At 72.9% G+C, this 25,655-nt stretch carries 21 protein-coding genes and 2 rRNA genes; 18 read left to right on the forward strand and 5 right to left on the reverse strand.

Features of this window, described 5'->3' with window-relative positions; genetic code table 11:
- From CTZ28_RS05510 to CTZ28_RS47650, 4 genes are all read left to right on the forward strand, one after another.
- Positions 1 to 106: ribosomal RNA gene (locus tag CTZ28_RS05510) — 23S ribosomal RNA — on the forward strand; the annotation flags it as partial.
- Between the two features lie 115 nt (positions 107 to 221).
- Positions 222 to 338, forward strand: a 5S ribosomal RNA gene (gene rrf / locus CTZ28_RS05515).
- A 191-nt stretch (positions 339 to 529) separates the two neighbouring features.
- Positions 530 to 1,789: a hypothetical protein gene (locus CTZ28_RS05520; RefSeq protein WP_220795312.1), complete on the forward strand. Its 1,260-nt coding sequence runs from the start codon at positions 530 to 532 to the stop codon at positions 1,787 to 1,789.
- Positions 1,681 to 2,466 (forward strand): tetratricopeptide repeat protein, encoded by a 786-nt coding sequence (locus CTZ28_RS47650; protein WP_259471501.1) that lies wholly within the window; start codon positions 1,681 to 1,683, stop codon positions 2,464 to 2,466. Before CTZ28_RS05520 ends, CTZ28_RS47650 begins: the two co-directional genes overlap by 109 nt.
- A 72-nt stretch (positions 2,467 to 2,538) precedes the next feature.
- On the opposite strand, the gene CTZ28_RS05525 is transcribed toward CTZ28_RS47650, so the two are convergent.
- Positions 2,539 to 3,822 (reverse strand): DUF1015 domain-containing protein, encoded by a 1,284-nt coding sequence (locus tag CTZ28_RS05525; RefSeq protein ID WP_121888117.1) that lies wholly within the window; start codon positions 3,820 to 3,822, stop codon positions 2,539 to 2,541.
- A gap of 72 nt (positions 3,823 to 3,894) precedes the next feature.
- Here CTZ28_RS05525 and CTZ28_RS05530 point away from each other — a divergent pair, with 72 nt between their 5' ends.
- The 4 genes from CTZ28_RS05530 (at position 3,895) to CTZ28_RS05545 (ending at position 7,963) form a co-directional block, all read left to right on the forward strand.
- Positions 3,895 to 4,923: an HAD hydrolase-like protein gene (locus CTZ28_RS05530; RefSeq protein WP_121888118.1), complete on the forward strand. Its 1,029-nt coding sequence runs from the start codon at positions 3,895 to 3,897 to the stop codon at positions 4,921 to 4,923.
- Positions 4,924 to 4,989: 66 nt separating this feature from the next.
- Positions 4,990 to 6,033 (forward strand): FecCD family ABC transporter permease, encoded by a 1,044-nt coding sequence (locus CTZ28_RS05535; RefSeq protein ID WP_121888119.1) that lies wholly within the window; start codon positions 4,990 to 4,992, stop codon positions 6,031 to 6,033.
- A complete protein-coding gene (locus CTZ28_RS05540; RefSeq protein ID WP_121888120.1) occupies positions 6,030 to 7,094 on the forward strand; it encodes a FecCD family ABC transporter permease in 1,065 nt (354 codons plus the stop codon). Before CTZ28_RS05535 ends, CTZ28_RS05540 begins: the two co-directional genes overlap by 4 nt.
- Positions 7,091 to 7,963, forward strand: coding sequence for an ABC transporter ATP-binding protein (locus CTZ28_RS05545; RefSeq protein WP_121888121.1), 873 nt, complete (start codon positions 7,091 to 7,093; stop codon positions 7,961 to 7,963). The genes CTZ28_RS05540 and CTZ28_RS05545 overlap by 4 nt, the downstream gene beginning before the upstream one ends.
- A 22-nt stretch (positions 7,964 to 7,985) precedes the next feature.
- On the opposite strand, the gene CTZ28_RS05550 is transcribed toward CTZ28_RS05545, so the two are convergent.
- On the reverse strand, positions 7,986 to 8,333 hold the full coding sequence (locus CTZ28_RS05550) for an SCP2 sterol-binding domain-containing protein (protein ID WP_121888122.1): 348 nt from the start codon (positions 8,331 to 8,333) through the stop codon (positions 7,986 to 7,988).
- Between the two features lie 42 nt (positions 8,334 to 8,375).
- On the opposite strand from CTZ28_RS05550, the gene CTZ28_RS05555 reads away from it, so the two are divergent.
- From CTZ28_RS05555 to CTZ28_RS05580, 6 genes are all read left to right on the forward strand, one after another.
- Positions 8,376 to 8,753: a hypothetical protein gene (locus CTZ28_RS05555; RefSeq protein ID WP_121888123.1), complete on the forward strand. Its 378-nt coding sequence runs from the start codon at positions 8,376 to 8,378 to the stop codon at positions 8,751 to 8,753.
- Between the two features lie 7 nt (positions 8,754 to 8,760).
- Entirely contained in the window at positions 8,761 to 9,576 is an 816-nt protein-coding gene (locus tag CTZ28_RS05560; protein WP_121888124.1) for a TlyA family RNA methyltransferase, read from the forward strand.
- Positions 9,573 to 10,475, forward strand: coding sequence for an NAD kinase (locus tag CTZ28_RS05565; protein WP_121888125.1), 903 nt, complete (start codon positions 9,573 to 9,575; stop codon positions 10,473 to 10,475). Before CTZ28_RS05560 ends, CTZ28_RS05565 begins: the two co-directional genes overlap by 4 nt.
- 202 nt (positions 10,476 to 10,677) lie before the next feature.
- Positions 10,678 to 12,420 (forward strand): DNA repair protein RecN, encoded by a 1,743-nt coding sequence (gene recN, locus CTZ28_RS05570; RefSeq protein ID WP_183154277.1) that lies wholly within the window; start codon positions 10,678 to 10,680, stop codon positions 12,418 to 12,420.
- A gap of 124 nt (positions 12,421 to 12,544) precedes the next feature.
- A complete protein-coding gene (locus tag CTZ28_RS49465) occupies positions 12,545 to 12,682 on the forward strand; it encodes a hypothetical protein (protein ID WP_398655343.1) in 138 nt (45 codons plus the stop codon).
- A 329-nt stretch (positions 12,683 to 13,011) separates the two neighbouring features.
- Positions 13,012 to 14,148, forward strand: coding sequence for a glycosyltransferase family 4 protein (locus CTZ28_RS05580; RefSeq protein WP_121888126.1), 1,137 nt, complete (start codon positions 13,012 to 13,014; stop codon positions 14,146 to 14,148).
- 7 nt (positions 14,149 to 14,155) lie between these two features.
- On the opposite strand, the gene CTZ28_RS05585 is transcribed toward CTZ28_RS05580, so the two are convergent.
- From CTZ28_RS05585 to CTZ28_RS05595, 3 genes are all read right to left on the reverse strand, one after another.
- Complete coding sequence (locus CTZ28_RS05585; RefSeq protein ID WP_121888127.1) at positions 14,156 to 15,844, reverse strand: PucR family transcriptional regulator; 1,689 nt, start codon at positions 15,842 to 15,844, stop codon at positions 14,156 to 14,158.
- Positions 15,845 to 15,893: 49 nt separating this feature from the next.
- Entirely contained in the window at positions 15,894 to 17,276 is a 1,383-nt protein-coding gene (locus tag CTZ28_RS05590) for an FAD-binding oxidoreductase (RefSeq protein ID WP_121888128.1), read from the reverse strand.
- A gap of 68 nt (positions 17,277 to 17,344) precedes the next feature.
- Positions 17,345 to 19,147, reverse strand: coding sequence for a glycoside hydrolase family 15 protein (locus tag CTZ28_RS05595; RefSeq protein ID WP_183154291.1), 1,803 nt, complete (start codon positions 19,145 to 19,147; stop codon positions 17,345 to 17,347).
- A gap of 535 nt (positions 19,148 to 19,682) precedes the next feature.
- Between CTZ28_RS05595 and CTZ28_RS05600 the strand changes: the two genes are divergently transcribed.
- The 4 genes from CTZ28_RS05600 to ald all read left to right on the forward strand — a co-directional run bounded on the left by CTZ28_RS05600 (position 19,683) and on the right by ald (position 25,575).
- Positions 19,683 to 21,347, forward strand: a complete 1,665-nt coding sequence (locus CTZ28_RS05600; RefSeq protein ID WP_121888130.1) for a CTP synthase — start codon at positions 19,683 to 19,685, stop codon at positions 21,345 to 21,347.
- 82 nt (positions 21,348 to 21,429) lie between these two features.
- Positions 21,430 to 22,056 carry an NUDIX domain-containing protein gene (locus CTZ28_RS05605; RefSeq protein WP_121888131.1) on the forward strand — a complete coding sequence of 209 codons (627 nt, stop codon included), beginning with the start codon at positions 21,430 to 21,432 and terminating at the stop codon, positions 22,054 to 22,056.
- A 183-nt stretch (positions 22,057 to 22,239) separates the two neighbouring features.
- On the forward strand, positions 22,240 to 24,315 hold the full coding sequence (locus CTZ28_RS05610; protein ID WP_121888132.1) for a tetratricopeptide repeat protein: 2,076 nt from the start codon (positions 22,240 to 22,242) through the stop codon (positions 24,313 to 24,315).
- Positions 24,316 to 24,450: 135 nt separating this feature from the next.
- Positions 24,451 to 25,575, forward strand: coding sequence for an alanine dehydrogenase (gene ald / locus CTZ28_RS05615; RefSeq protein ID WP_121888133.1), 1,125 nt, complete (start codon positions 24,451 to 24,453; stop codon positions 25,573 to 25,575).
- Positions 25,576 to 25,655: the final 80 nt, after the last annotated feature.

A 25,655-nucleotide genomic window follows, 5' to 3' on the forward strand; every position in this document is an offset into this window, starting at 1 on the left:
CTTGATGGGGTAAGGCTCCCAGTAGACGACTGGGTTGATAGGCCGGATCTGGAAGCACGGTAACGTGTGGAGGTGACCGGTACTAATAGGCCGAGGGCTTGTCCTCAGTTGCTCGCGTCCACTGTGTAAGTTCTGAGGCAACGAACGGTTTGCCGGCTTCGAGTAGAAGAGCTGGAACAGACAACTGAAGAGTGTGCTTGTTCGCTCGAAACCATTAGGGTTTCGGTGGTCATAGCGTGAGGGAAACGCCCGGTTACATTCCGAACCCGGAAGCTAAGCCTTACAGCGCCGATGGTACTGCAGGGGGGACCCTGTGGGAGAGTAGGACACCGCCGAACAATCTTTGTAGGACCCCTGGTCACCAGCGTTCAGCTGGGACCAGGGGTCCTTTTTGTTTTTCCGAAGCGTGCCGGACACGTCCGACTGCGCGAGAATGACTTGCGGTACTGAAGACAGGAGTCACCGATGTCCACCAACTCTCCCGACGACCGACCGGAGCGCGATCAGCGGCGACGGGACAGTGGTGACCGTGACCGTGGCGGCTACCGCGGGGGCCCGTCTCGCGGCAACGACCGGGGCGAGCGCGGCAGTTACGTACGCCGTGACGACCGTGGCGGCGACCGGGACCGGGACCGTGGTTTCCGGCGCGACGGCGATCGACCGTCGTATCGCCGTGATGACCGCGACCACCGGGGCGAGCGGCGGGACGACGACCGTGGCGATCGCGGCGGGTACGGCGGGTATCCCCGCCGCGACGACCGCGGTGGGCACCGTGGCCGTGACGACCGCGGCGGCGATCGCGACCGTGGTTTCCGTCGCGATGACCACGGCGAGCGCGGTGGATTCCGGCGTGACGACAGCCGCGGTGAGCAGCGGGGCGACTACCGGGGTGACCGGGGCGACCGCGGAGGGTTCCGTGGCCGTGACGACCGGGACCGAGGCTTCCAGCGGGACGACCGTCGTGATGACCGGCGTGGCGGTGACCGTCCCGACTTCCGCCGTGATGACCGTCGCGGTGGCGACCGTCCCGACTTCCGTCGTGATGACCGTCGCGGTGGTGACCGCCCTGACTTCCGTCGTGACGATCGGCGTGGCGGTGACCGTCCCGACTTCCGCCGTGACGATCGGCGTGGTGGCGACCGTCCCGACTTCCGTCGTGATGAGCGGCGTGGCGGTGACCGCCCTGACTTCCGTCGTGACGATCGGCGTGGTGGCGACCGTCCCGACTTCCGTCGTGATGAGCGGCGTGGCGGTGACCGGCCTGAGTTCCGTCGTGACGATCGGCGTGGTGGTGACCGTCCCGACTTCCGCCGTGATGACCGCCGGGACGATCGCGACCGTGGTTTCCGCCGGGACGACCGCGGCGATCGTGGTGACCGTGGCGGATTCCGCGGGCGTGACGACCGCCGGGACGACCGTCGTGAGGACCGCCGTGACGATCGGCGGGACTTCCGGCGTGATGACCGCGGCGACCGTGGTGAACGCGGTGGTTTCCGTCGCGACGATCGCCGGGATGACCGCCGGGATGACCGGCGCGACGATCGCGGCCAGGGTTTCCGGCGGGACGATCGTGGTGGCCGTCCCGGTGGTGGATTCCGCGGGCGGGACGACCGGCGCGGTGGCGGTGGGCGCTTCCGTGAGGACCGTGAGCGCGACCGGGACCGCGAGCCGATCAAGCGGCTGCCGATCCCGGAGGACGTCACGGGCGACGAGATCGACAAGGACGTACGGCAGGAGCTGCAGAGCCTGCCCAAGACGCTCGCCGAGGACGTCGCCAGGAACCTCGTGATGGTGGCCCGGCTACTCGACGAGGACCCCGAGGGCGCATACGGCTACTCCAAGGTGGCCCTGCGTCTGGCGTCGCGCGTCGCCGCCGTACGGGAGGCGGCCGGGTTCGCGGCGTACGCCAACCAGAAGTACGCGGAGGCGCTCGCCGAGTTCCGGGCCGCGCGGCGGATGACAGGGAATGTCGACCTGTGGCCCGTGATGGCCGACTGCGAGCGCGGTCTTGGCCGGCCGGAGAAGGCGCTCGACATGGCCGGTGCCCCTGAGGTGCACAAGCTGGACAAGGCCGGGCAGGTCGAGATGCGGCTCGTCGCGGCCGGCGCCCGGCGTGACATGGGCCAGCTGGACGCGGCCATCGTGACGCTGCAGAGCCCCGAGCTGGCCTCCAACTCCGTGCAGCCGTGGACCGCGCGTCTGCGGTACGCCTACGCGGACGCGCTGCTCGCCGCCGGGCGGGAGGGCGAGGCCCGCGAGTGGTTCGCCAAGGCCGTCGAGGCCGACCGGGACGGCAGCACGGATGCCTCCGACCGGCTGGCCGAGCTGGACGGCGTGGAGTTCGTCGACGTGCTGGACGACGAGGCGGGCGTCGAGGAAGACGACGTCAAGGACGGCGCCACCGCCGAGGGGCCGCGCGACGCCTCGGCGAAGGACACCCAGGAAGGCGACGGCGACAAGGACTGACGTACGCCGTCGAACGGGGCAGGTCCGGTTCCGGGCCTGCCCCTTCTGTCGTCTCAGAGGTCCTGTTGTCGGTCAGCGGTCCAGCATCCGCAGCACCAGGCCCGACGCCGGCTTCGGGCCGAACGACGTCGATTTGCGGGGCATCGTCACGCCCTGGCGGGCCAGATCGCGTACGACGTCCTCGTGGACCGGGTGCATCAAGACCGCCGTACCGCCGTCGCGTTCCGCCTTGGCGACGGTGGCGGCCGTGTCGTGGATGTAGGCGATGTGCGCCGGGGAGTCCTCGGGGATGCGCCAGACGTGGTCGAGGAGCGTGGCGTGCAGGACCGTCGCGTCGAGGCTGCGCCAGGCCGCGGGACGGTCGGCGGGGACGGTACGGGCCAGCAGGCCGGGGTCCGGGCGGTCGACGAGGTGGAAGGCGCCGTCGCCGGCGAGCAGGAAGGCGTTGCCGGCGCCCGCCGCCTCGGCCAGGGCCGCCAGGGCGTCCGGCAGCGGTGTCGCCAGGTGGCGTACCCGGAAGAGCCCGTCCAGAGCGGACAGCGCGTCCGCCACCGGCAGCCCGTGCAGCAGGCGGTGGATGGCGCGGACGCGCAGCGGATAGCGGGCCGTGTCCACCAGGAGGACCAGACCGTAGTCCCAGGGGCTGGGCGACGGATGCTCCGTGCGAAGCCGCAGACAGGTGGCCCAGCGGTGGTGGCCGTCGGCGATCAGGGCCTGGTGGCGGGCGAGGTCGGTCTGTACGCGGGCCACGTCCTCGGGGTCGGTGACCGACCACAGGAGGTGGCGGAAGCCGTCCTCGGTCGTCGTGGCGAGCAGCGGGGTGCGCTCGACGGTGTGTTCCACGACATCGGCCGCGGCGCCGTTGCCGTGGTAGGTCAGCAGCAGGGGTTCGAGGTTGGCGGAGGTGGCCCGCATCAGCGCGGCACGGTCCGCGACGACGGGCGGCATGACCTCCTCGTGCGGCAGCACGACGCCCTCGGCCGGTTCCGACAGGCGCAGGGCGCCGATGATGCCGCGCTGGAGCATGCCGTCGCCGTCGCGCTGCTCGTAGACGTACAGACCAGGTTCGGGGTCGGGGATCAGCACGCCCTCGGCCAGCCAGTGGTGCAGGGTCTCGGCCGCCTGCTTGTTGCTCTCGGCGGGCGTGTCCGCCTGCGGAAGGATCAGCCGAACGATGTTGTGGGGGTCGGCCGACTGGAGGTGCCGCAAGCCGTCCGGACGTACCACGACGTCGTACGGCGGGGACGTCACGGCCGCCAGACTTCCGACCCGTTCGGGGTCGTAGCGCAGGCCGCGGAACGGGGTGAGTTCCAGGCCGCGGCGCGTCTTCGCTTCCGGGTGACCTGCTGTGTTCATCCCGGCATCGTACGTGTGTCGGTGGCATGCGGGATGATCGGAGGAAAACGGCGCAGCAAGGAGCGATGCGGAATGAGCCAGGGCGTCAGGACGAGGCCCGAGGGCAGTGGACAGCCCCTGAGCGAGGCGTACGACACGGCGCTGCTCGACCTGGACGGGGTGGTGTACGCGGGCGGGAACGCCATCGTGCACGCGGTCGAGTCGCTGGCGGCGGCCCGCACGGGCGGGATGCATCTGGCGTATGTCACGAACAACGCGCTGCGCACACCGGACACGGTGGCCGGGCACCTGACCGAGCTGGGGATCCCGGCGGGGGCCGAGGACGTCATCACCTCCGCGCAGGCGGTGGCGCGGCTGATCAGCGAGCAGTTGCCGCCGGGCGCGCGGGTGCTGGTCGTCGGCGGCGAGGGGTTGCGGTCGGCGCTGCGGGAGCGCGGTCTGCGACCGGTGGAGTCGGCGGACGACGATCCGGCGGCGGTCGCGCAGGGGTACGGCGGGCCGGACCTGGCCTGGGGCCGGTTCGCGGAGGCGTGCTACGCCGTCGCGCGGGGCGTGCCGTGGTTCGCCTCCAACACGGATCTGACGATTCCGAGCGGACGCGGTATCGCCCCGGGCAACGGCGCGGCGGTGGAGGTCGTACGGATCGCCACGGGCGCCGAGCCGCAGGTGGCGGGCAAGCCGCTGCCGCCCATGCACCGGGAGACGATCCTGCGGACCGGAGCGGTGCGCCCGCTGGTCGTCGGGGACCGGCTGGACACGGACATCGAGGGCGCGTTCAACGGCGGCGTCGACTCGCTGCTCGTGCTGACGGGCGTCACCGACGGGGCCCAACTGCTCGCCGCGCCGCCCCGGCACCGGCCCACCTATGTGGACGCCGACCTGCGCGGTCTGCTCACGGGACAGCCGGAGGTCGCCCAGGACGGCGCGGGCTTTCGCTGTGCGGGCTGGACGGCGACGGCCACCGACGGCCGGCTGGAGCTGACCGGGGACGGCGCGGCCCTCGACGGGCTGCGCGCCCTGTGCGCGGCGGCCTGGACGGCGGCCGGCGAGGGTTCCTGCGAGCTGGACGGGGGTAAGGCACTGGCGCGGCTCGCACTGTGACGCGGACGGTTCCGGGGCTCGGGTTCGGCATCGAGATGCGATGCGAGGGTAGGCTAACCTAACCCCGTGTTGGTCGACAGTCCTCCCGAAGAACGCGCGGAACATGCCTCCGCGCCCCCGACCCGCCGTACGGCGCGGGCCCTCGGGCTCCTCGTCGCCGTCGCGGTCCTGCTGCTCGTCGCCCTGGCGAGCATCGCGATCGGGGCGAAAGAGCTGTCGCCGGAACAGGTCTGGCACGGGTTGTTCCACGATACGGGCACATACGGCGACGTGGTCGTCGACGAGCGGCTGTCGCGCACGATCCTCGGGCTGCTCGTCGGTGCCGCGCTCGGTCTCTCCGGAGCCGTGCTGCAGGCGCTCACCCGCAACCCGCTGGCCGACCCCGGACTGCTCGGCATCAACGCGGGCGCGTCCGCCGCGGTCGTCACGGCCATGACCTTCTTCGGCGTCACCAGCCTGAGCGGTTATGTGTGGTTCGCGTTCGTCGGCGCCGCCGCCGTCGGCGCGCTGGTGTGGTTCCTCGGCGGCAGCCGGGGCGCGACCCCGGTGCGGCTGGCGCTCGCCGGAACGGCGATCAGCGCGGCCCTGTACGGCTACCTCCAGGCCGTGATGATCACGGACGACGCCGCGCTGGGCAAGATGCGCTTCTGGACGGTGGGTTCGCTGGCCTCGGCCACCGGCTCGACCATCGTGCAGGTCCTGCCGTTCCTCGCGGCCGGCACGGTCCTCGCGCTGCTGCTCGCCCGGCCGCTGAACGCCGTGGCGATGGGCGACGACACGGCCCGTGCCCTCGGCGCCAACCTCAACCGCACCCGCGCGCTGGCCATGCTCGCCGCGACCGTGCTGTGCGGCGCCGCGACCGCGGCCTGCGGGCCCATCGTGTTCGTCGGCCTGATGGTGCCGCACGCCGTGCGCTCGTTCACCGGCCCCGACCTGCGCTGGATCCTGCCGTACGCGACCGTCCTGTCGCCCGTGCTGCTGCTCGGCGCCGATGTCCTCGGACGGATCGTCGCGCGCCCCGCGGAACTCCAGGTCGGCATCGTCACCGCGATCATCGGCGGCCCGGTCTTTATCTTTCTCGTACGACGGCGGAGGACGGCGCAGCTGTGAAGACCCATCAGACGAGCCGTGCGGGCCGCGCCGTGCGTGCCGTGCGCGCCCCCGGAGGGCTCTCGCTGCGGCTGGACCCGCGCGCCCTGACCGTGGTCGTCCTGCTGCTCATCGCCGCCGGGGCCGCGAGCGTGCTGCTGATCGGCACCGGCGACGCCGCGATCCCGGCCGGCGACGTCGTGCGCACCCTGGCCGGGAACGGCACCGCGTTCCAGGAGTTCATCGTCAACGAACTGCGGCTGCCGCGCGTCCTGGTCGGCCTGCTGGTCGGCGCCTCGCTCGGGCTCGGCGGCGCCCTGTTCCAGTCCGTGTCGCGCAACCCGCTGGGCAGCCCGGACGTGCTGGGCCTCTCGCAGGGCTCCACGGCGGGCGCACTCGTCGTGATCGTGCTGATGTCCGGGTCCGCCGCCGCGGTCACCGTCGGGGCGCTCGCCGGCGGTCTGGTCACCGGGCTCGCCATCTATCTGTTCGCCTGGAAGCGGGGCGTGCACGGATACCGGCTGGTCCTGGTCGGCATCGGCGTCAACGCGATCGTCACCGCCGTCAACGGCTATCTGCTCACCAAGGCCGACCTGGTGGACGCCGCCCGCGCGGTCGTGTGGATGACGGGGTCCCTCAACGGCCGTGACTGGACCCAGGTCTGGCCGCTGCTCGGGCTGTGCGCCGTCCTCGTACCGGTCGTCCTCGCCAACGCGCGGGGGCTCAGGATGACGGAGATGGGCGACGACGTCTCGTACGCCCTCGGGGTGCGCGTCGAGCGGGTACGGATGCTGATGCTGGTGGCGGCCGTGCTGCTGACCGCGGGCGCGACCGCCGCCGCGGGCCCCGTCAGCTTCGTGGCGCTCACCGCGCCGCAGCTCGCCCGGCGTCTGACCCGCTCGCCGGGCCCCAACCTGGTGCCCGCCCTGTGCATGGGTGCCACCCTGCTGGTCACCGCCGACTGGGCCGCGCAGCGCGTGTTCGGCGCCGACCAGTTGCCCGTCGGTGTGGTCACCGGCGTCCTCGGCGGCGTCTATCTGCTGTGGCTGCTGGTCACCGAGCGCAAGGCGGGCCGGATATGAGCGGCGTCCACGAGAACGGCGGCGCATCGCACAAGAACACCCTAAGGAGCACCGTGAACCGCCTGTCCGCCGAGAACGTCACCCTCGCCTACGACCAGCGTGTCATCGCCGAGCAGTTGTCGGTGGAGATCCCCGACAACTCCTTCACGGTGATCGTCGGCCCGAACGCGTGCGGCAAGTCGACCCTGCTGCGGGCGCTGTCGCGGATGCTGAAGCCGGCCACCGGCCGGGTGCTCCTGGACGGGCAGGTCATCCAGTCGATGCCCGCGAAGCAGGTCGCGCGCACCCTGGGCCTGCTGCCCCAGTCGTCGATCGCGCCCGACGGGATCACCGTGGGCGATCTGGTGGGCCGCGGCCGGTATCCGCACCAGGGGATCCTGCGCCAGTGGTCGGCCGAGGACGAGCGGGTCGTACAGGAGTCCATGGCCCAGACCGGCGTCGCCGAACTGGCCGACCGCTATGTCGACGAGCTGTCCGGCGGTCAGCGGCAGCGGGTGTGGATCGCCATGGCGCTCGCCCAGCAGACCCCGCTGCTGCTGCTCGACGAGCCGACCACCTATCTGGACATCCAGCACCAGATAGACGTTCTCGACCTGTGCGCCGAACTGCACGAGCAGCAGGGCCGCACCCTGGTCGCCGTGCTGCACGACCTGAACCACGCCGCCCGGTACGCCACCCATCTCATCGCCCTGCGGGCCGGCCGGATCGTCGCCGAGGGCGCGCCCGACGACGTGGTCACCGCCGACCTGGTCGAGGAGGTCTTCGGGCTGCGCTGCCAGGTCATCGACGACCCGGAGACGGGCACCCCGCTGGTGGTACCGGCGGCCCGCAAGGCACGCGCCCGCGTACCGGCCGGCGACGCGAAGTAGCCCCTGTCGTCACCTTCAGCTACTAGAGGAGCTTTCGCAGGCGGAACAGGTCGAGCAGGTTTGCCTCCAGCTTCACCCGGCCCGAGCCCCAGGCCCTGGCGAAGTTCAGCTCGCCGTCGACCAGGGAGACCAGGTCCTCACCCGCCATGGCGAGTCTGATCTGCGCCTTCGCGAGCGGTGGCCCCTGGAGGGTGTCGTCGATCTTGATCCGGCCGTCGGTCATCCGGCCCGTGAAGGTGACGTCCAGGTCGGTGATGTGACAGCTCACCGAGCGGTCCAGGGCCGCGGCGTCGCGGACGTCGCCCTCGGCCGACTGCATGTTGTCCGAAAGTTTTTCGAGTGCCGCGCGGCACTCCTCGATCGTGGCCATCGCGACCGACGGTACCCCAGCGCTTCGGGGTAGCGTCTGGGCATGAGCGACACTGTGCCCGAGAGCGGGGCCCGGGCGGACGCGCCGGTCCCGGCACCGCAGCCCCCGGCCGGAACCCGGCACGAGACCTCGTACGAGCCCGAGGACGGCCGCGGGCCCGCGCACGCACCCGGGTGGCCCGTCGGCGCCCCCGAGCCCGACCCGGCCCCGGCCCCGCTGGGCGTCCCGCGCACCCCCACCGGCGACGCCGACGTCGACGCGGGCCTGGAGCGGCTGGCCGACGCCGACCACCTCGCCACCGACGGACATGTCGAGGTGTACGAGGATGTACACAGGGGGCTGCGTGACGCGCTCACCGCGCTCGACGCCCGCCCGGGTCCGCCGGCGCCCCCGAGGCCGTCGTACGAAGTCAGGAGCTGAACCGAACGTGGCAGGAGTCGCACGCCGCCGTCTCGACGCGGAGCTGGTCCGCCGCAAGCTCGCGCGCTCGCGCGAGCACGCCGGCCAGCTGATCGCCGCCGGGCGGGTGTCCGTCGGCAAGACCGTCGCGACCAAGTCCGCCACCCAGGTCGAGACCGCCGCGGCGATCGTCGTCACCGCCGACGGCAGCGATCCGGAGTATGTCTCCCGGGGCGGCCACAAGCTCGCCGGAGCCCTGGCGGCCTTCGTGCCGCGGGGGCTCGTCGTCGAGGGCCGGCGGGCGCTGGACGCCGGCGCGTCCACCGGCGGTTTCACCGATGTCCTGCTCCGGGCCGGGGCCGCGCACGTCCTCGCCGTCGACGTCGGATACGGACAACTCGCCTGGTCTCTCCGCAACGATGAACGCGTCACGGTCAAGGACCGTACGAACGTACGAGAGTTGACGCTTGAAGCGATCGATGGGGAGCCTGTGGATCTTGTCGTGGGGGATCTGTCCTTCATCCCGCTCGGGCTGGTGCTGCCCGCCCTGAAGCGGTGCGTGACGCCGGACGCCGACCTGGTGATGATGGTCAAGCCGCAGTTCGAGGTGGGCAAGGAGCGGCTGGGCAGCGGGGGAGTCGTGCGCAGCCCGCAACTGCGGGCCGAGGCCGTGCGGGGCGTGGCCGCGAGGGCGTGGGAGCTGGGGCTCGGCGCCCGCGGGGTCACCGCCAGCCCGCTGCCCGGGCCGTCCGGCAATGTCGAGTACTTTCTCTGGCTGCGGGCCGGGGCACCGGAACTGGACCCGGCCGACGTTGACCGTGCAGTGGCGGAGGGGCCGCGTTGACACACAACCACGCTCGTACTGTTTTCCTGCTCGCCCACACCGGGCGGCCCGCGGCGATCCGCAGCGCCGAACTGGTGGTCAAGGGACTGCTGCGATCCGGCATCGGGGTGCGGGTGCTGGAGCACGAGGCGGTCGACCTGCCGCTGCCGGAGGAGGTCGAACTGGTCAAGGAGGCGACCCCGCAGTGCCTCGACGGCTGCGAGCTGCTGATCGTCCTCGGCGGAGACGGGACGCTGCTGCGCGGCGCGGAGTTCGCGCGGGCCTCCGGGGTGCCGATGCTCGGCGTCAACCTCGGCAGCGTCGGCTTCCTCGCGGAGGCCGAGCGGGACGACCTCGACAAGGTCGTGGACCGGGTGGTGAGCAAGGCGTACGAGGTCGAGGAGCGGATGACCGTCGACGTCGTCGTGCACCGCAACGGGGACATCGTGCACACCGACTGGGCGCTGAACGAGGCCGCCGTGCAGAAGATGTCGGCCGAGAAGCTGCTGGAGGTCGTGCTGGAGATCGACGGGCGGCCGGTGACGGGCTTCGGGTGCGACGGGATCGTGCTGTCGACGCCCACCGGGTCGACCGCGTACGCCTTCTCGGCCGGCGGGCCCGTGGTGTGGCCCGAGGTGGAGGCGCTGCTCATGGTGCCGATCTCCGCGCACGCGCTGTTCGCGAAGCCGCTGGTGACCTCGCCGGATTCGGTGCTCGCGGTGGAGGTCCTGCCGCACATCCAGCCCGGGGTGCTCTGGTGCGACGGGCGGCGGACCATCGAACTGCCGCCCGGGGCCCGGGTCGAGGTGCGCCGGGGCGCGGTGCCGGTGCGGCTGGCCCGGCTGCACCACGCCTCGTTCACCGACCGGCTGGTGGCCAAGTTCGCGCTGCCGGTCTCCGGCTGGCGGGGTGCGCGCTAGCGCTCCGCTGGGTGGGGTGGTGTCGCGTTGTCGTCTGTCTGCGGCTGCCTTGTGGCTGGGCGCGCAGTTCCCCGCGCCCCTTCGGGCGCTCCGGTCCGGCGCGGGACTCGTGTGGGTGACGGGCGTCGGTGATGCGCAATCGTCACCTGCGCCTTCACACGATGGGGGTGGGGGCCTTCGCACTTCTCCGTCCGGACCTCGTATGGTCGTGTCCGTGTTGGAGGAGATGCGGATACGGTCGCTCGGAGTCATCGACGACGCGGTCGTCGAGCTGTCGCCCGGGTTCACCGCCGTCACCGGTGAGACGGGTGCCGGCAAGACGATGGTGGTCACCAGCCTGGGGCTGCTGCTCGGCGGGCGCGCGGATCCGGCGCTCGTACGGATCGGGGCCGAGAAGGCCGTGGTCGAGGGGCGGGTGACGGTCCCCGCGGACGCGTCCGCCGCCGTGCGCGCCGCGGAGGCCGGGGCCGAACTGGACGACGGGGCGCTGCTCATCAGCCGTACCGTGTCCGCCGAGGGACGCTCACGGGCGCACCTCGGCGGGCGCAGCGTACCCGTCGGGGTGCTGGCCGAGCTGGCCGACGAGCTGGTGGCCGTGCACGGGCAGACCGACCAGCAGGGGCTGCTGAAGCTGGGCCGGCAGCGGCAGGCGCTTGACCGGTACGCGGGCGACGCGGTCGCCGGGCCGCTCACCAAGTACACGGAGGCCTACCGGCGGCTGCGGGCGGTCGCCGTCGAGCTGGAGGAGATCGTCACGCGCGCGCGTGAGCGCGCCCAGGAAGCCGACATGCTGCGTTTTGGGCTCGACGAGATCGCCGGTGTCGAGCCGCGGTCGGGCGAGGACGTGGAACTCGCGGAGGAGGCGGAGCGGCTCGGGCACGCGGAGGCGCTGGCCTCGGCCGCGACCGCCGCGCACGCCGCCCTCGCGGGCAACCCCGAGGACCCCGAGGGCATCGACGCGGCGACCCTCGTCGCGGGCGCGCACCGCGCCCTGGAGGCCGTCCGCTCCCACGACCCGGCGCTGGCCTCGCTCGCCGACCGGATCGGCGAGATCGGGATCCTGCTCGGCGATGTGGCGGGCGAGCTGGCCGGGTACGCCGACGACCTGGACGCCGATCCGCTGCGGCTCGCGGCCGTGGAGGAGCGCAGGGCCGCGCTGGGCGCCCTGACGCGCAAGTACGGCGACGGCATCGACTCCGTGCTCGCCTGGGCCGAGCATGGGGCCGCGCGGCTGACCGAACTCGACGGCGACGACGAGCGGATCGACGAGCTGACCGCCGAACGGGACGCGCTGCGCCGTGAACTGGGCGGTCTCGCACAGGCGCTGACGGACGCGCGCACGGAGGCCGCCGAGCGGTTCGCCGCCGCCGTGACCGCCGAGCTGGCCTCGCTCGCCATGCCGCACGCGCGCGTCTCCTTCGCCATCCGGCAGACCGAGGACCCGGAGGGTGTCGAGGTCGGCGGGCGCGCGGTCGGTTACGGGCCGTCGGGCGTGGACGAGGTGGAGCTGCTGCTCGCCCCGCACCCGGGTGCGCCGCCCCGGCCCATCGCCAAGGGGGCGTCCGGCGGTGAGCTGTCGCGCGTGATGCTCGCCGTGGAGGTCGTCTTCGCGGGCACGGACCCGGTGCCGACCTACCTCTTCGACGAGGTCGACGCCGGTGTCGGAGGCAAGGCCGCGGTGGAGATCGGGCGCCGGCTGGCCAGGCTCGCGAAGTCCGCGCAGGTCGTGGTCGTCACCCACCTGCCGCAGGTGGCCGCCTTCGCCGACCGGCAGTTGCTCGTCGAGAAGACCAACGACGGCTCGGTGACCCGGTCCGGCGTGAAGGTGCTGGAGGGCGAGGACCGCATCCGCGAGCTGTCCCGGATGCTGGCCGGCCAGGAGGACTCCGAGACGGCCCGGGCACACGCGGAGGAACTGCTGGCCACGGCCCGGGCCGACGGATAACGGCGGGGCGGACACGCGCCACGGCGCCGCGCGGCAGACAGCGCCGGGAGCGGACCGACCACGCCGGGCGCACCGCTGGCTGTACGCGGGTCCGGCGCGTGTCCACCCCGCCGCCGGAGCCGCCGTGTTCGCCGCCGGGGCCTGCGGTGCCTACGACGACCTCGCCGGGGCCGGTGACCCCCGCCGCGGTTTCCGGGCGCATCCGGCTGCGCTGCGGGACGCCGACGCGCGGGACTGGTGGCGCACGCCGCCGCCGTGGTGACGGCGGCCGTGCACGGGGACCGGGGCACCGCCTGGGCGCGCACCCTCGGCGGACCCGTCGGCCGGGGCTGACCGGACGGCCCGGCCGGCCTGGACGGGTGTTCGCTCGGCTCTCCGGGTTTTCACTCGTGTGGGTGACGCACTCCGGCGCATTGCTCCGGTACTTCGCGCTCCGCGCCTCCCCTGAGTTCCCGCAACACCGCACTGTGCTGGCATCCTTGGCAGGGAACGCGGTGCGCGCGGGAGGCGCGCGCGGAACATCCCCTCCACCCGATACCTTCTGTACGTTTCTTCGTGCCCGCCCCACGCCGAATCAGGAGCCCCGGCCACGTGAGCCCCGTGAGCAGCACCGCACCGCACGGACAGTCGCCGCTGCGCACCGTCCAGGTGCTGGGCGGGGGCAATGCCGGCAGCAGCGCGCACGTGCGTTCGCTGGCCGCGGGGCTGGTCGCGCGGGGCGTGCGGGTCACGGTGTGCGCCCCCGCCGAGGCCGATCGCGCCTACGACTTCACCGGTGTCGGCGCCGACCACGTCCATGTCCCGCGCAGCAGCGACCCGGCGTCCGTCGCCGCGCTGCGCGCCGCCTGCACCGATGCCGACCTGGTGCACGCGCACGGGCTGCACGCCTCCTTCCGCACCGTGCTGGCGCTCGCCGGACGCCGTACCCCGTTCGTCGTCACCTGGCACGACCGGGTGCAGGCCGAGGGCGCCCGCGCGCATCTGGTGCGACTGCTGGAGCGCCGGGTGGCGCGGGCCGCCGCCGTGGTGCTCGGCACCTCGTCCGACCTGGTGGACCTGGCCCGCAGGGCCGGCGCCCGGGACGCCCGGCTCGCCGGGGTGTCGCTGCCCCGGCCGCGCCGGTCCGCCGAGCCCGTCGGCCCCGACCCGGTGCGCCCCAAGGTGCGGGCCGAACTCGGTGCTCTCGGCCGCCCGTTGCTCGTCGCCGTCGGCTCCCTTGACCGGCACCGCGGATACGACGTGCTCCTGGACGCGGCGCGTGCCTGGCGCGGCCTCGACCCCCTGCCGCTGCTCGTCATCGCGGGCGAGGGCCCGCTGCGCGGCGAGTTGACGCGCCGGATCGAGGACGAGGAGCTGCCGGTCCGGCTCATCGGCCGCAGTGAGGACACGGACGAACTGCTCGGCGCCGCCGACATCGCGCTGGTGTGCAGCAGTTGGGAGTCCCGCTCCGTGCTCGCCCAGGAGGCGCTGCACGCGGGCGTGCCGCTCGTCGCGACCGCCGTCGGCGGCATCCCCGACCTGGTCGGCGACGCGGCCGAACTCGTCCCGTACGGCGACCCGGAGGCGCTCGCCGCCGCGGTCGTCCGGCTGCTCGGCGACCCCGAGCACTGCGAGCGGCTCAGGGACAAGGGCGTACGGCAGGCCGCGGGCTGGCCCACCGAGGACGAGACGGTCACCCAAGTCCTCAGTGTCTACGACGAGTTGACCCAGCCCAGACCCATGGCCTGAGCGTCCGTCAAGGCACGTGTCGGCGCGCTCGCAGGGCCAGGCTCAAGGCCAGTACGGTCTGCGGGTCGTCCAGGTCGGTGCCCAGCAACTCCCCGATGCGGGCGAGGCGGTTGTACAGGGTCTGCCGGTTGAGGTGCAGCTCGCGGGCGGTCTCGGCCTTGCGGCCCGCATGCGCCAGATAGGTCTCCAGCGTGGGCAGCAGCGGCGGCTTGGAGCGGCGGTCGTGGTCGCGCAGCGGGCCGATCGCCCGGTCCACGAAGGCCGCCAGGTCCGGATGGTCGCGCAGCCGCCACAGCAGGAGGTCGATGTCCAGCCGGCGCGCGTCGTACCAGGGGCGGTCCGCGAGGCCCTGCGCCGCCGTCGCCGCCTCCGCCGCGTGCCGCAGCCCGGCCGACGCGGACGCCCAGCCGCCGGCCGCCGCGACCACCACCACGGGCGGCCGGGCGCCGGGCCGGTGCATGCCCGCACGCTCCACCCCGGCCCGCAGCGCCGCCGCGACCCGGTCCGCGACCGTCGAGCGCTCCGCCTCCGAGCGCAGCCCCAGCAGCAGCGGGACCCGGCCCTCGACCGGCCGCACACCCAGCAGCACCGGCATGCCGAGGGAGGCCAGCTCCTCCGCGACCGCGCGGGCCAGGACGGCCCAGTCACCGCTCCGGGCCCCGCCGGTACGGGCGGTGCCCCCGCCCGGCGTCAGGGTCTCGCCGAGCCGCATCACCACCGGCAGCAGCGGGCTGCCGCCCGGCTTGAAGCCCAGCACCCGGGCCTGCGCGGGCGCGTCCTCGGCGGCGATCCGGCCCTCGGCGAGGTCGCTCAGGAAGTCGCCCCGGCCACGCGCCGCCAGTTCCTCCTCCTGGCGGGCCTGCATCAGCACGACGGCCAGGATGCCCGCGGCCTGCTCGGCGGCCATGCGGTGCACGGGCGCCAGAGGCGCGCGGACCGGCAGCAGTACGAGCCGGGCGCGTACCGACCCTGGACCCGGGCCGCCCCCCGGCACGTCCACCAGCACCGAACCGGCGGGCGGCGGGGCATCCCTGTGCTGGCCGCGCAGCCCCTCCCACACCTGCAGCGGGTCCGCGCCCTCGGGTCCGGCCCCGGCCGCGTACAGGAGCAGGCCGTCGGCGGTCTCGAGGAAGACCGGGTTGCCGCCGAAGCCGGCCAGGATCTCCAGTACCTGCGGCACCCCGCCACCGTCCAACAGCGCCTGGGTGCAGCGCCGGTGCACCTCCTCCGCCCGCTGGAGCAGGGCGTAGTGGCCGTTGACGATCTCGGTGTGGATCTCCTCGGTGACCGTCACGAACGGCACCTCGCGGTGCAGCTGCACGAGCGGCAGCCCGGCGCCGCGGGCGCTGTCGACCAGGGCGGCGGGCAGCCGGGTGAAGCGCGGGCCCAGCTCCACCACCAGGGCGGCGATGCCACGCTCGGCGAGGGTGCGTACGAACGCGCGCTGCTCGGCGGGGCGGGCGCCGAGGCCGTAGCCCGTGGTGAGCAGCAGCTCCCCGCCCTTGAGCAGGGAGGCGATGTTGGGCACTTCGCCCGCGTGCACCCAGCGGACCGTGCGCCCCAGCCGGTCGGCGCCCGCCAGGATCTCCGGGAGCCCGCTGCGCAGCCCGGGCAGTTCGAGTGCCCGCTGAACGGTGATCCCGCCGCCCCGCGTGGCCGATCCGCTGCCCGTACCGCTGTCCGTACCGCTGTCCATGCAGCGGACGCTACCTGCGTGAACCCGTTCAGGACATCTCCGGTCCCGGCTACACCGGCTTGATGTTGTGGTTGAAGCGGAACACGTTGTCCGGGTCGTGGCGCCGCTTGACCTTCGCCAGGCGCAGGGTGTTCCCGACGCCAAGCCCCGCCCGTACGCGCTCGGGCCCCTCGTCGCCGATCAGGGTGAGGCACACGGCCCCGGTCCGCCACGGCCGGACGTCGGCACGGGCGTCCTTGACCCAGGCCGCGGCCCGCTCGTCACCGGCCGGGCCCGCCCACATCGCGAAGGGGTGCACCAGCCAGGGCGCGTGCCGGTGGGCCACCGGACGGTCGGCGGGTCCCGCGGCGCCTGCGCCGCCCCGCGGGACGAGCACGTACCGGCTGCCGGTCGGCTCCGGCATGGTCAGCGCGCGGGCGCAGAAGACGTCCACCAGGTCGTCGGGCAGGCCCGCGAGGCACTCCGCCGACCCGTGGGTGCGCAGTCCGGGCGGCGCGGCGGGCAGGTAGGGGGCGTCGGCGTACGGCACCGCCCCGGCGAACTCCGCCTCGTGGGGCAGCACGAGCAGCGGCGCGGCGAGCCGGCGCAGCCCGGCCGGGCCGCCCGCGTACGTCAGCAGCGCCGCGCACACCAGCCGCCCGGCCAGGCGCTTTGGCAGGAACGGCGCGGGTGTGCCGGTGGTGTACAGGACGGCGCCGCCCGCCGCGTCGGGACCGGCGGCGATGACCTCGCGGAAGGCGCGCACCAGATCGCGGCCGCGGTCCGGCCGGCACACGACCAGGGCGAGGGAGAACTCGGGCAGCGGGTGCAGGCGCAGGGTGAGCGCGGTGGCGATGCCGAAGTTGCCGCCGCCGCCGTGCAGCGCCCAGAACAGCTCGGGGTTCTCGTCGGCGCCGGCCCGCACCCGCTCGGCGTCGGCGGTCACCAGCTCCACGCCGAGCAGGTCGTCGACGGCGAGCCCGAAGGCGCGGTCCAGCCGGCCGGTGCCGCCGCCCAGCACGAAGCCGCCGACGCCGATGCCCGGGGCGCACCCGCCGCTGCTCGCCAGGCCGTACGGCCGGGTGGCCCGGTCCAGGTCGCGCAGGGTGGCCCCGCCCTCGACCCGGGCCGTCGCCGCCCCGGGGCGCACGCTCACCCCGCGCATGCGCCGCAGATCGACCACGAGCGCCCCGTCGCCCAGGGCCGTGCCCGCCACCGCGTGCCCGCCGCCGCGCACCGCGATGCGCAGGTCCAGGTCCCGGCCGAAGCGCACGGCCCGGACGACGTCCGCCGCGTCCGCGCACCGCGCGATCACCGCCGGCCGCCGGTCGACCGCGGCGTTGAACACGGCACGGGCCGCGTCGTAGCCGGCGTCTCCCGGGGCGAACACGTCGCCGGCGAGATCCGCGCGCAACGCGGTGAGGGCCGTGCCCGCCGTCGAGCGGATTCCCATGGCCGCCCCTTTCCCGAGGGGGGCAGACTGTGCTTCCAGCCTAGGGCGGGCCGGGTGATCGGTGGGGGTCAGCCGCCGTAGGCGCCCGAGGCCGTCAGGCGCAGGGCCGTGTCGATCAGCGGGACGTGGCTGAAGGCCTGTGGGAAGTTGCCGACCTGGCGCTTGCGGGTCGGGTCCCACTCCTCGGCGAGCAGACCGAGGTCGTTGCGCAGCGACAGCAGCTTCTCGAACAGCTTGCGGGCCTCGTCCACGCGTCCGATCATCGCGAGGTCGTCCGCCATCCAGAACGAGCAGGCGAGGAAGGCGCCCTCGTCCCCGGGGAGGCCGTCGACGCCCTTGCGGTCGCCCTCGGTGGGGTAGCGCAGGATGAAGCCGTCCGGAGTGGACAGCTCCCGCTGGATCGCCTCGATGGTGCCGATCACCCGCTTGTCGTCCGGCGGCAGGAAGCCCATCTGCGGGATCAGCAGCAGGGAGGCGTCCAGCTCCTTGGAGCCGTAGGACTGGGTGAAGGTGTTGCGCTCCTTGTCGTAGCCCTTCTCGCACACGTCCCGGTGGATGTCGTCGCGCAGTTCGCGCCACCGCTCCAGCGGGCCGTCCGCGTCGCCGGACTCGATCAGCTTGATGGTGCGGTCCACCGCGACCCAGGCCATCACCTTGGAGTGCACGAAGTGGCGGCGCGGGCCGCGCACCTCCCAGATGCCCTCGTCCGGCTCGTCCCAGTGGTCCTCCAGGTAGCGGATCAGCTTCAGCTGGAGCAGCGACGCGTAGTCGTTGCGGGCCAGGCCCGTCATGTGGGCCAGGTGCAGGGCCTCGGTGACCTCGCCGTACACGTCGAGCTGGAGCTGGTGCGCGGCGCCGTTGCCGACCCGGACCGGGGCGGACTTCTCGTAGCCGGGCAGCCAGTCCAGCTCCGCCTCGCCCAGCTCGCGCTCGCCCGCGATGCCGTACATGATCTGCAGGTTCTCCGGGTCGCCGGCCACCGCCCGCAGCAGCCACTCGCGCCAGGCGCGGGCCTCCTCGCGGTAGCCGGTGCGCAGCAGCGAGGACAGGGTGATCGCCGCGTCCCGCAGCCAGGTGTAGCGGTAGTCCCAGTTGCGTACGCCGCCGATGTCCTCGGGCAGGGACGTGGTGGGCGCGGCGACGATGCCGCCCGTGGGGGCGTAGGTCAGGGCCTTCAGCGTGATCAGGGAGCGGATCACGGCCTCGCGGTACGGCCCGTGGTACGTGCAGTGCTCGACCCATTCGCGCCAGAACTCCTCGGTCGCCTCCAGCGACTGCTCCGGCTCGGGCAGCCCGGGCGGCTCCCGGTGCGAGGGCTGCCAGGAGATGGTGAACGCGATCCGGTCGCCGGGGGCGACCGTGAAGTCGGCGTAGGTCGTGAGCGACTTGCCGTAGGTCTCCGCGGTGGTGTCGAACCACACCGAGTCCGGGCCGGCGACCGCGACCGTGCGCCCGTCGTGCTTGTGCACCCAGGGCACGACCCGGCCGTAGGAGAAGCGCATCCGCAGGGCGGAGCGCATCGGCACCCGGCCGGTGACGCCCTCGACGATCCTGATCAGCTGCGGGGCGCCGTCACGCGGGGGCATGAAATCCGTCACGCGGACCGTGCCGCGCGGGGTGTCCCACTCGGACTCCAGGATCAGTGAGTCGCCGCGGTAGGTGCGCCGGGCGGCCGTGGGCGGCTGCGCGTCGGCCGCGTGGGCGGGGCCGAGCCGCCAGAATCCGTGCTCCTCGGTGCCCAGCAGACCGGCGAAGATGGCATGTGAGTCGAAGCGGGGCAGGCACAGCCAGTCCACTGTGCCGTCCCGGCAGACCAGCGCCGCGGTCTGCATGTCTCCGATGAGTGCGTAATCTTCGATGCGCCCGGCCACGTGCAACTCCAGTCGAACGGCCACGTCACCCCGGAACGGGGTTGTCGCTAATTGCGGTCAAGGGGTTCGTTGTTAAGCGTCGTTGAGTGTTGAAGCAAATCAGCCGCTCGGCCCTGAGGCAAAACGACGATCACAACTCAACGAACTGACGAGCTCTCGTTGTTCCGGTGGATACGGGCGGGGGTGTGCCGTCTTGCCGGCCGGGCTCGGCAGCGAGTGTCCGAGCAGGATACGACGCACGTAGATGATCTGCGTGCCGCTCCGGGCAACCTGTGTGGGCCGAACGAGTGAGCAATGGGTGAGAAGCGGGTAAGCAGTGCGTGCCCGTGTCGACGTGTGCGCGGAGCGTGGCCGGAAGCCATCTCCTTGCGGCGCTGATACCCTGGTAGCCCGTGGACCGGTGGGCGCCCCCGAGCGAAATGCAGCAAATGCAACAGAAGGGGTCCCCCGAACCGCAGCGACGGCACCCCGGAAGTCTCCGGACCAGGAGCCGCACCGCACTCCAGACCGCGACCACGGGAGCCCCCTCTTGGCCATGCTGCCCAAATCCACGACGACCAAGCACATCTTCGTCACCGGGGGTGTCGCCTCCTCGCTCGGCAAGGGCCTCACCGCCTCCAGCCTGGGCATGCTCCTCAAGGCCCGGGGGCTGCGCGTCGTGATGCAGAAGCTCGACCCGTACCTGAACGTCGACCCGGGCACGATGAACCCGTTCCAGCACGGTGAGGTGTTCGTCACCAACGACGGCGCCGAGACCGACCTGGACATCGGGCACTACGAGCGCTTCCTCGACCGTGACTTGGACGGCAGCGCCAATGTCACCACCGGGCAGGTCTACTCGACCGTGATCGCCAAGGAGCGGCGCGGCGAGTACCTGGGCGACACCGTGCAGGTCATCCCGCACATCACCAACGAGATCAAGCACCGCATCCGGCGCATGGCCACCGACGAGGTGGACGTCGTGATCACCGAGGTGGGCGGCACCGTCGGCGACATCGAGTCGCTGCCGTTCCTGGAGACCGTCCGCCAGGTGCGGCACGAGGTGGGCCGGGACAACGTCTTCGTGGTGCACATCTCGCTGCTGCCCTACATCGGTCCGTCCGGCGAGCTGAAGACCAAGCCGACCCAGCACTCGGTCGCCGCCCTGCGCAACATCGGCATCCAGCCCGACGCGATCGTGCTGCGCTGCGACCGCGAGGTGCCCACCGCGATCAAGCGCAAGATCTCGCTGATGTGCGACGTCGACGAGGCCGCCGTGGTCGCCTGCCCCGACGCCCGTTCGATCTACGACATCCCGAAGGTCGTGCACACCGAGGGCCTGGACGCCTATGTCGTCCGCAAGCTGGACCTGCCGTTCCGCGATGTGGACTGGACGACCTGGGACGACCTGCTGGACCGCGTCCACAACCCCGAGCACGAGGTCACCCTGGCGCTGGTCGGCAAGTACATCGACCTGCCCGACGCCTACCTCTCGGTCACCGAGGCGCTGCGCGCGGGCGGCTTCGCCAACCGGGCCCGCGTGAAGATCAAGTGGGTCACCTCGGACGACTGCAAGACCCCGGCCGGCGCCCAGGCGCAGCTCGCCGACGTCGACGGCATCTGCATCCCGGGCGGCTTCGGCGACCGCGGCGTGCTCGGCAAGGTCGGCGCGATCCGCTACGCCCGCGAGAACCGGATCCCGCTGCTCGGCCTCTGCCTCGGCCTGCAGTGCATCGTGATCGAGGCCGCGCGCGACCTGGCCGACATCCCGGACGCCAACTCGACCGAGTTCGACTCCGCCACCGCCCACCCGGTCATCTCCACCATGGCCGAACAGCTCGACATCGTCGCAGGCGAGGGCGACATGGGCGGCACCATGCGCCTGGGCATGTACCCGGCGAAGCTGGCCGAGGGCTCGATCGTGCGCGAGGTCTACGACGGCAAGGAGTACGTCGAGGAGCGCCACCGGCACCGCTACGAGGTCAACAACGCCTACCGCGCGGAGCTGGAGAAGAAGGCGGGCATCGTGTTCTCCGGGACGTCGCCGGACGGCAAGCTCGTCGAGTACGTCGAGTACCCGCGCGATGTGCACCCTTATCTGGTCGCCACGCAGGCGCACCCGGAGCTGCGCTCGCGCCCGACCCGCCCGCACCCGCTGTTCGCCGGCCTCGTGCAGGCGGCGGTGCGGCGGGCGGTCGGGGCGGAGCGTGATTCCGAGTAACACACCGGCGGTACGGTGGCCGGGGTGCGCCCCCGCACAGGTGGGCGCCCCGGTTTCTCGTGTGCACGCGGAAGGACAGGGCATGACGATCAAGGACACCCCGGAGGAATGGGAGATCCGGGCGACCGAGACTCCCTTCGTGGGGAACAAGACCTCCGTCCGCACGGACGAGGTGGTCATGCCCGACGGCGCGGTGGTCCGCCGCGACTACCAGGTCCACCCCGGCTCCGTGGGCGTGCTCGCCCTCGACGAGGAGGACCGGGTCCTGGTCATCCGCCAGTACCGGCACCCGGTCCGGCAGAAGCTGTGGGAGATCCCGGCGGGACTGCTCGACGTGCCCGGCGAGAACCCGCTGTCCGCGGCCCAGCGCGAGCTGTACGAGGAAGCGCACGTCAAGGCCGAGGACTGGCGTGTGCTGACCGACGTGTACACCACCGCGGGCGGCTGTGACGAGGCCGTACGGGTCTTCCTGGCCCGGAACCTGTCCGAGGCGGACGGCGAGCGCTTCGCCGTCGAGGACGAGGAGATCGACCTGGAGTACGCGCGCGTGCCCGTCGACGAGCTGGTGCGCGGTGTGCTGGCCGGGGAGCTGCACAACAACTGCCTCGTGGTGGGTGTCTTCTCGCTGGTCGCCGCCCGGGCCGGCGGCGGTCTCGACGCGCTGCGCCCGGCCGACGCGCCCTGGCCCGCGCGCCCCTTCGCCTCCTGAGTCCGGCCACCCCACCACCGGTGTGACGATCGCCTGATGCGATCGGGCGACCCACCCGCCGCGCTCCGCCCGGATCGTCGCAGAGCGTGAACTAGGCTCCTCGCGGATGAGCCGAAGAGAAGGCGCGGCGCCCGGACCGGAGTCCCGGCGGACCGTGCGTGCGGTGGGACGGGAGTGTGGCCCGTGACGGATCAGGCGGTGGACACCGGCGGCGTGCAGCTGTTTGGACCCCCGACCGCGGAAGGCCAGTTCCTGGGCCGTACAAGGGAGTTGAAGGAACTGCGCGCCGACATCGAGCGCGCGGGGCTCGACACCATCGCCGGGCGCAAGGCCCCCCGCGCCCGGGTGCTCCTGGTCGCGGGCCGGCCGGGCTCCGGCCGCAGCGCGCTGGCCGGCGAGCTGGCCCGGCAGGTCGCCGACCGTTACCCCGACGGCGTGCTGCGCGCCCGGCTCGGCGAGCCCGACGGCACCCCCGTCCCGGTCGAGCGCGCCGCCCGCGACCTGCTGACCGTGCTCGGGCTGCCCACCCCGCCCGGCGCCGCCGAGGACGATCTGACCGCCGATCTGCGCGAGGCCCTGGCCGGGCGCCGGGTGCTGCTCCTGCTCGACGACGCGAGCAGCGCCGAGCAGGTCGACATGCTGCTCCCGGACAGCCCGGAGTGCCTGGTCGTCGCCGTCTCCCAGGGCCCGCTGACCGGGATCGCGGACGTCCGCCCGTGCACCGTGGGCGGGCTCGACACCAAGTCGGCCCTGGACCTGCTGACCCGGTACACCGGCTCGGTGCGCATCACCGTCGACCCGCGCTCCGCCGAGGACCTCGTCGAGGCGTGCCAGGCCCAGCCCACCGCCCTCACCCTGGCCGGCGGCTGGCTCGCCGCCCGCCCCCAGGCGGCCGTCGCCGACCTGGCCAAGCGCCTGCATGCGGAGAGTGACGAGCAGACTCCGCTCGGCCGGGTGTTCCGGCTCGTCCACGAGTCCCTGCCCGGGCCCGCGGCCCGGATACTGCGACTGCTCAGCCTGGCCCCCGCGGGCCTGGTCGACCCGCACACCGCCTCCGCCCTGGCCGGCTGTTCGGTCGGCGCCGCCCACACCACCCTCGACGACTTCGTCGCGCTCGGCCTGCTGCGCGCGGTGGCCTCCCCGCTGCCGCAGTACGAGGTCCCCGGCTGCCTCCACCCCCTGCTGCGCGCCCTCGCCGAGGCCCAGCACCGGCCGGGCGAGCTGCAACTGGCCCGGGCCCGGATGCTGGAGCGGACCGTGCGCCTGCTCCACTCCTGCCGGGCGATCACCGAGACGGACAACCCCGAGGTCCGCGCGAAGCTCCAGGGCCTGCCCCGCACCCTGCGCTTCCCGACACCGCGGGCCGCCGCCGACTGGCTGCGCATCCGCCGGACCGCGCTGCTGGCCGCCGCGCGGCTCGCGGTCGCCGACGGTGAGCTGGACACGCTCGCTCGCCGGCTGATGTCCCAGCTGGTCAGGGCCATGGTGGCGCACTTCGGCACCCAGGCGGCCGCCGCTGATCTGTACGGCATCCACGGCCTCGTGCTCGATGTCGCCGAGCGCCGGAACCTGCCCAGGGAGCGGGCCGCCGCGCTGCTGAACCTCGGCGACCTGGACGCCCGGACCGGCCGCACGGCCGAGGCGCTGGTCCGCTACCGGGCCGCGCTGGACGCCGCGCGGGAGGCGAACGACCCGTATGCGACCGGCCGCGCGATGGAATCCGTAGGCGGCGCGCACCAGGAGCTGGGGGACCACGACCGGGCCGCCGACTGGTTCGGGCGGGCCCTCGCCGAGCGGCTGGCCCGCGACGAGCGGGCGGACGCCGCCCGGCTCTACGGCCGGATCGCCACCGCCCACACCTACGCGGGCCGCTACGGCGAGGCGCTCAGGGGCTGGCGCGCGGCCGTCGTCGGCTACCGCAAGGCGGGCGATGTCGCCGCGCAGGCGCGGGCGTTGAGCGAGCTGGCGCGGGTCCAGGAGTACGCCGGACGGCCCGAGGATTCGCTGCGCACCTGCCAGGAGGCGGTGGAGTGGGCGCGCCGCGCCGAGGACGTGCGGCTGCAGGCGGCCCTGCAACTGCGGCTCGCCGACACCCTGGACCACCTCGGCGACAGCGCCGCCGCCCGACTGCACCGCAGCACCGCCGAGCGCATGCTGGGTGAGGAGGCGCAGGACCCCCAGGAGGGCCGGGCGAGCGAGTCAGACCCGGAACACGGTGCTAACGCCTACGAAATCCGTAGTACACCCGACGAAGATTGATGCAATGAAAGGCTAGACAGCCGGAACACCTTCATTAAACTGGCTCTGCCGCACCTTCTCCTGCGGTGTATCCCGGTGTGCCCGCGCGTGCCCGGAATATCTTGCAACGCCCCCACATCCTCTGAGCCAAGGACCGTGATCGACGTGAAGGTCGGCATCCCCCGCGAGGTCAAGAACAACGAGTTCCGGGTGGCCATCACCCCCGCCGGCGTGCACGAACTGGTACGCGGCGGTCACCAGGTCGTCGTCGAGCGCGCCGCCGGCGTCGGCTCCTCGATCCCGGACGACGAGTACGTCGCCGCGGGCGCCGAGATCCTGGAGACCGCCGACGAGGTGTGGGCCGCCGCCGACCTGCTGCTGAAGGTCAAGGAGCCCGTCGCGGAGGAGTACCACCGGCTCCGCAAGGACCAGACGCTCTTCACCTACCTGCACCTGGCCGCCTCCAAGGAGTGCACCGACGCCCTGCTGGAGTCCGGCACGACGGCGATCGCGTACGAGACCGTCGAGCTGCCGGGCCGCGCCCTGCCGCTGCTCGCCCCGATGTCCGAGGTCGCGGGCCGGCTGGCCCCGCAGGTCGGCGCCTACCACCTGATGCGCGCGAGCGGCGGCCGTGGCGTGCTGCCCGGCGGTGTGCCGGGCGTGCTGGCCGCCAGGGCCGTCGTCATCGGCGGCGGCGTCTCCGGCTGGAACGCCGCTCAGATCGCCATCGGCATGGGCTTCCAGGTGACCCTGCTCGACAAGGACATCAACAAGCTCAAGGAGGCCGACAAGGTCTTCGGGACGAAGATCCAGACCGTCGTCTCCAACGCCTTCGAGCTGGAGAAGGCATGCCTGGAGGCCGACCTGGTGATCGGCGCCGTCCTCATCCCGGGCGCCAAGGCCCCGAAGCTGGTCACCAACGAGCTGGTCTCCCGGATGAAGGCGGGAAGTGTCCTTGTCGACATCGCGATCGACCAGGGCGGCTGCTTCGAGGACTCCCGCCCGACCACGCACGCCGAGCCGACCTTCCCGGTCCACGACTCGGTCTTCTACTGCGTCGCCAACATGCCGGGCGCGGTGCCCAACACCTCCACCTACGCGCTGACCAACGCCACCCTGCCGTACATCGTGTCGCTCGCGAACAACGGCTGGGCCGAGGCGCTGCGCCGGGACCCCGCGCTGGCCAAGGGCCTCAACACCCATGACGGCAAGGTGGTTTACCGAGAGGTCGCCGAGGCACACGGCCTGGAGCACGTGGCGCTGGAGAGTCTGCTCGGTTAAGTCACCTTTTCGTAAAGGCGATACGTCAACTCGGCGCGTCAACCGCACGCACTCGGCCGGACCTTGTCCCGCAAGGTCCG

It is taken from the genome of Streptomyces shenzhenensis (assembly GCF_003688995.1).
GTDB classification, from domain to species: domain Bacteria; phylum Actinomycetota; class Actinomycetes; order Streptomycetales; family Streptomycetaceae; genus Streptomyces; species Streptomyces shenzhenensis_A.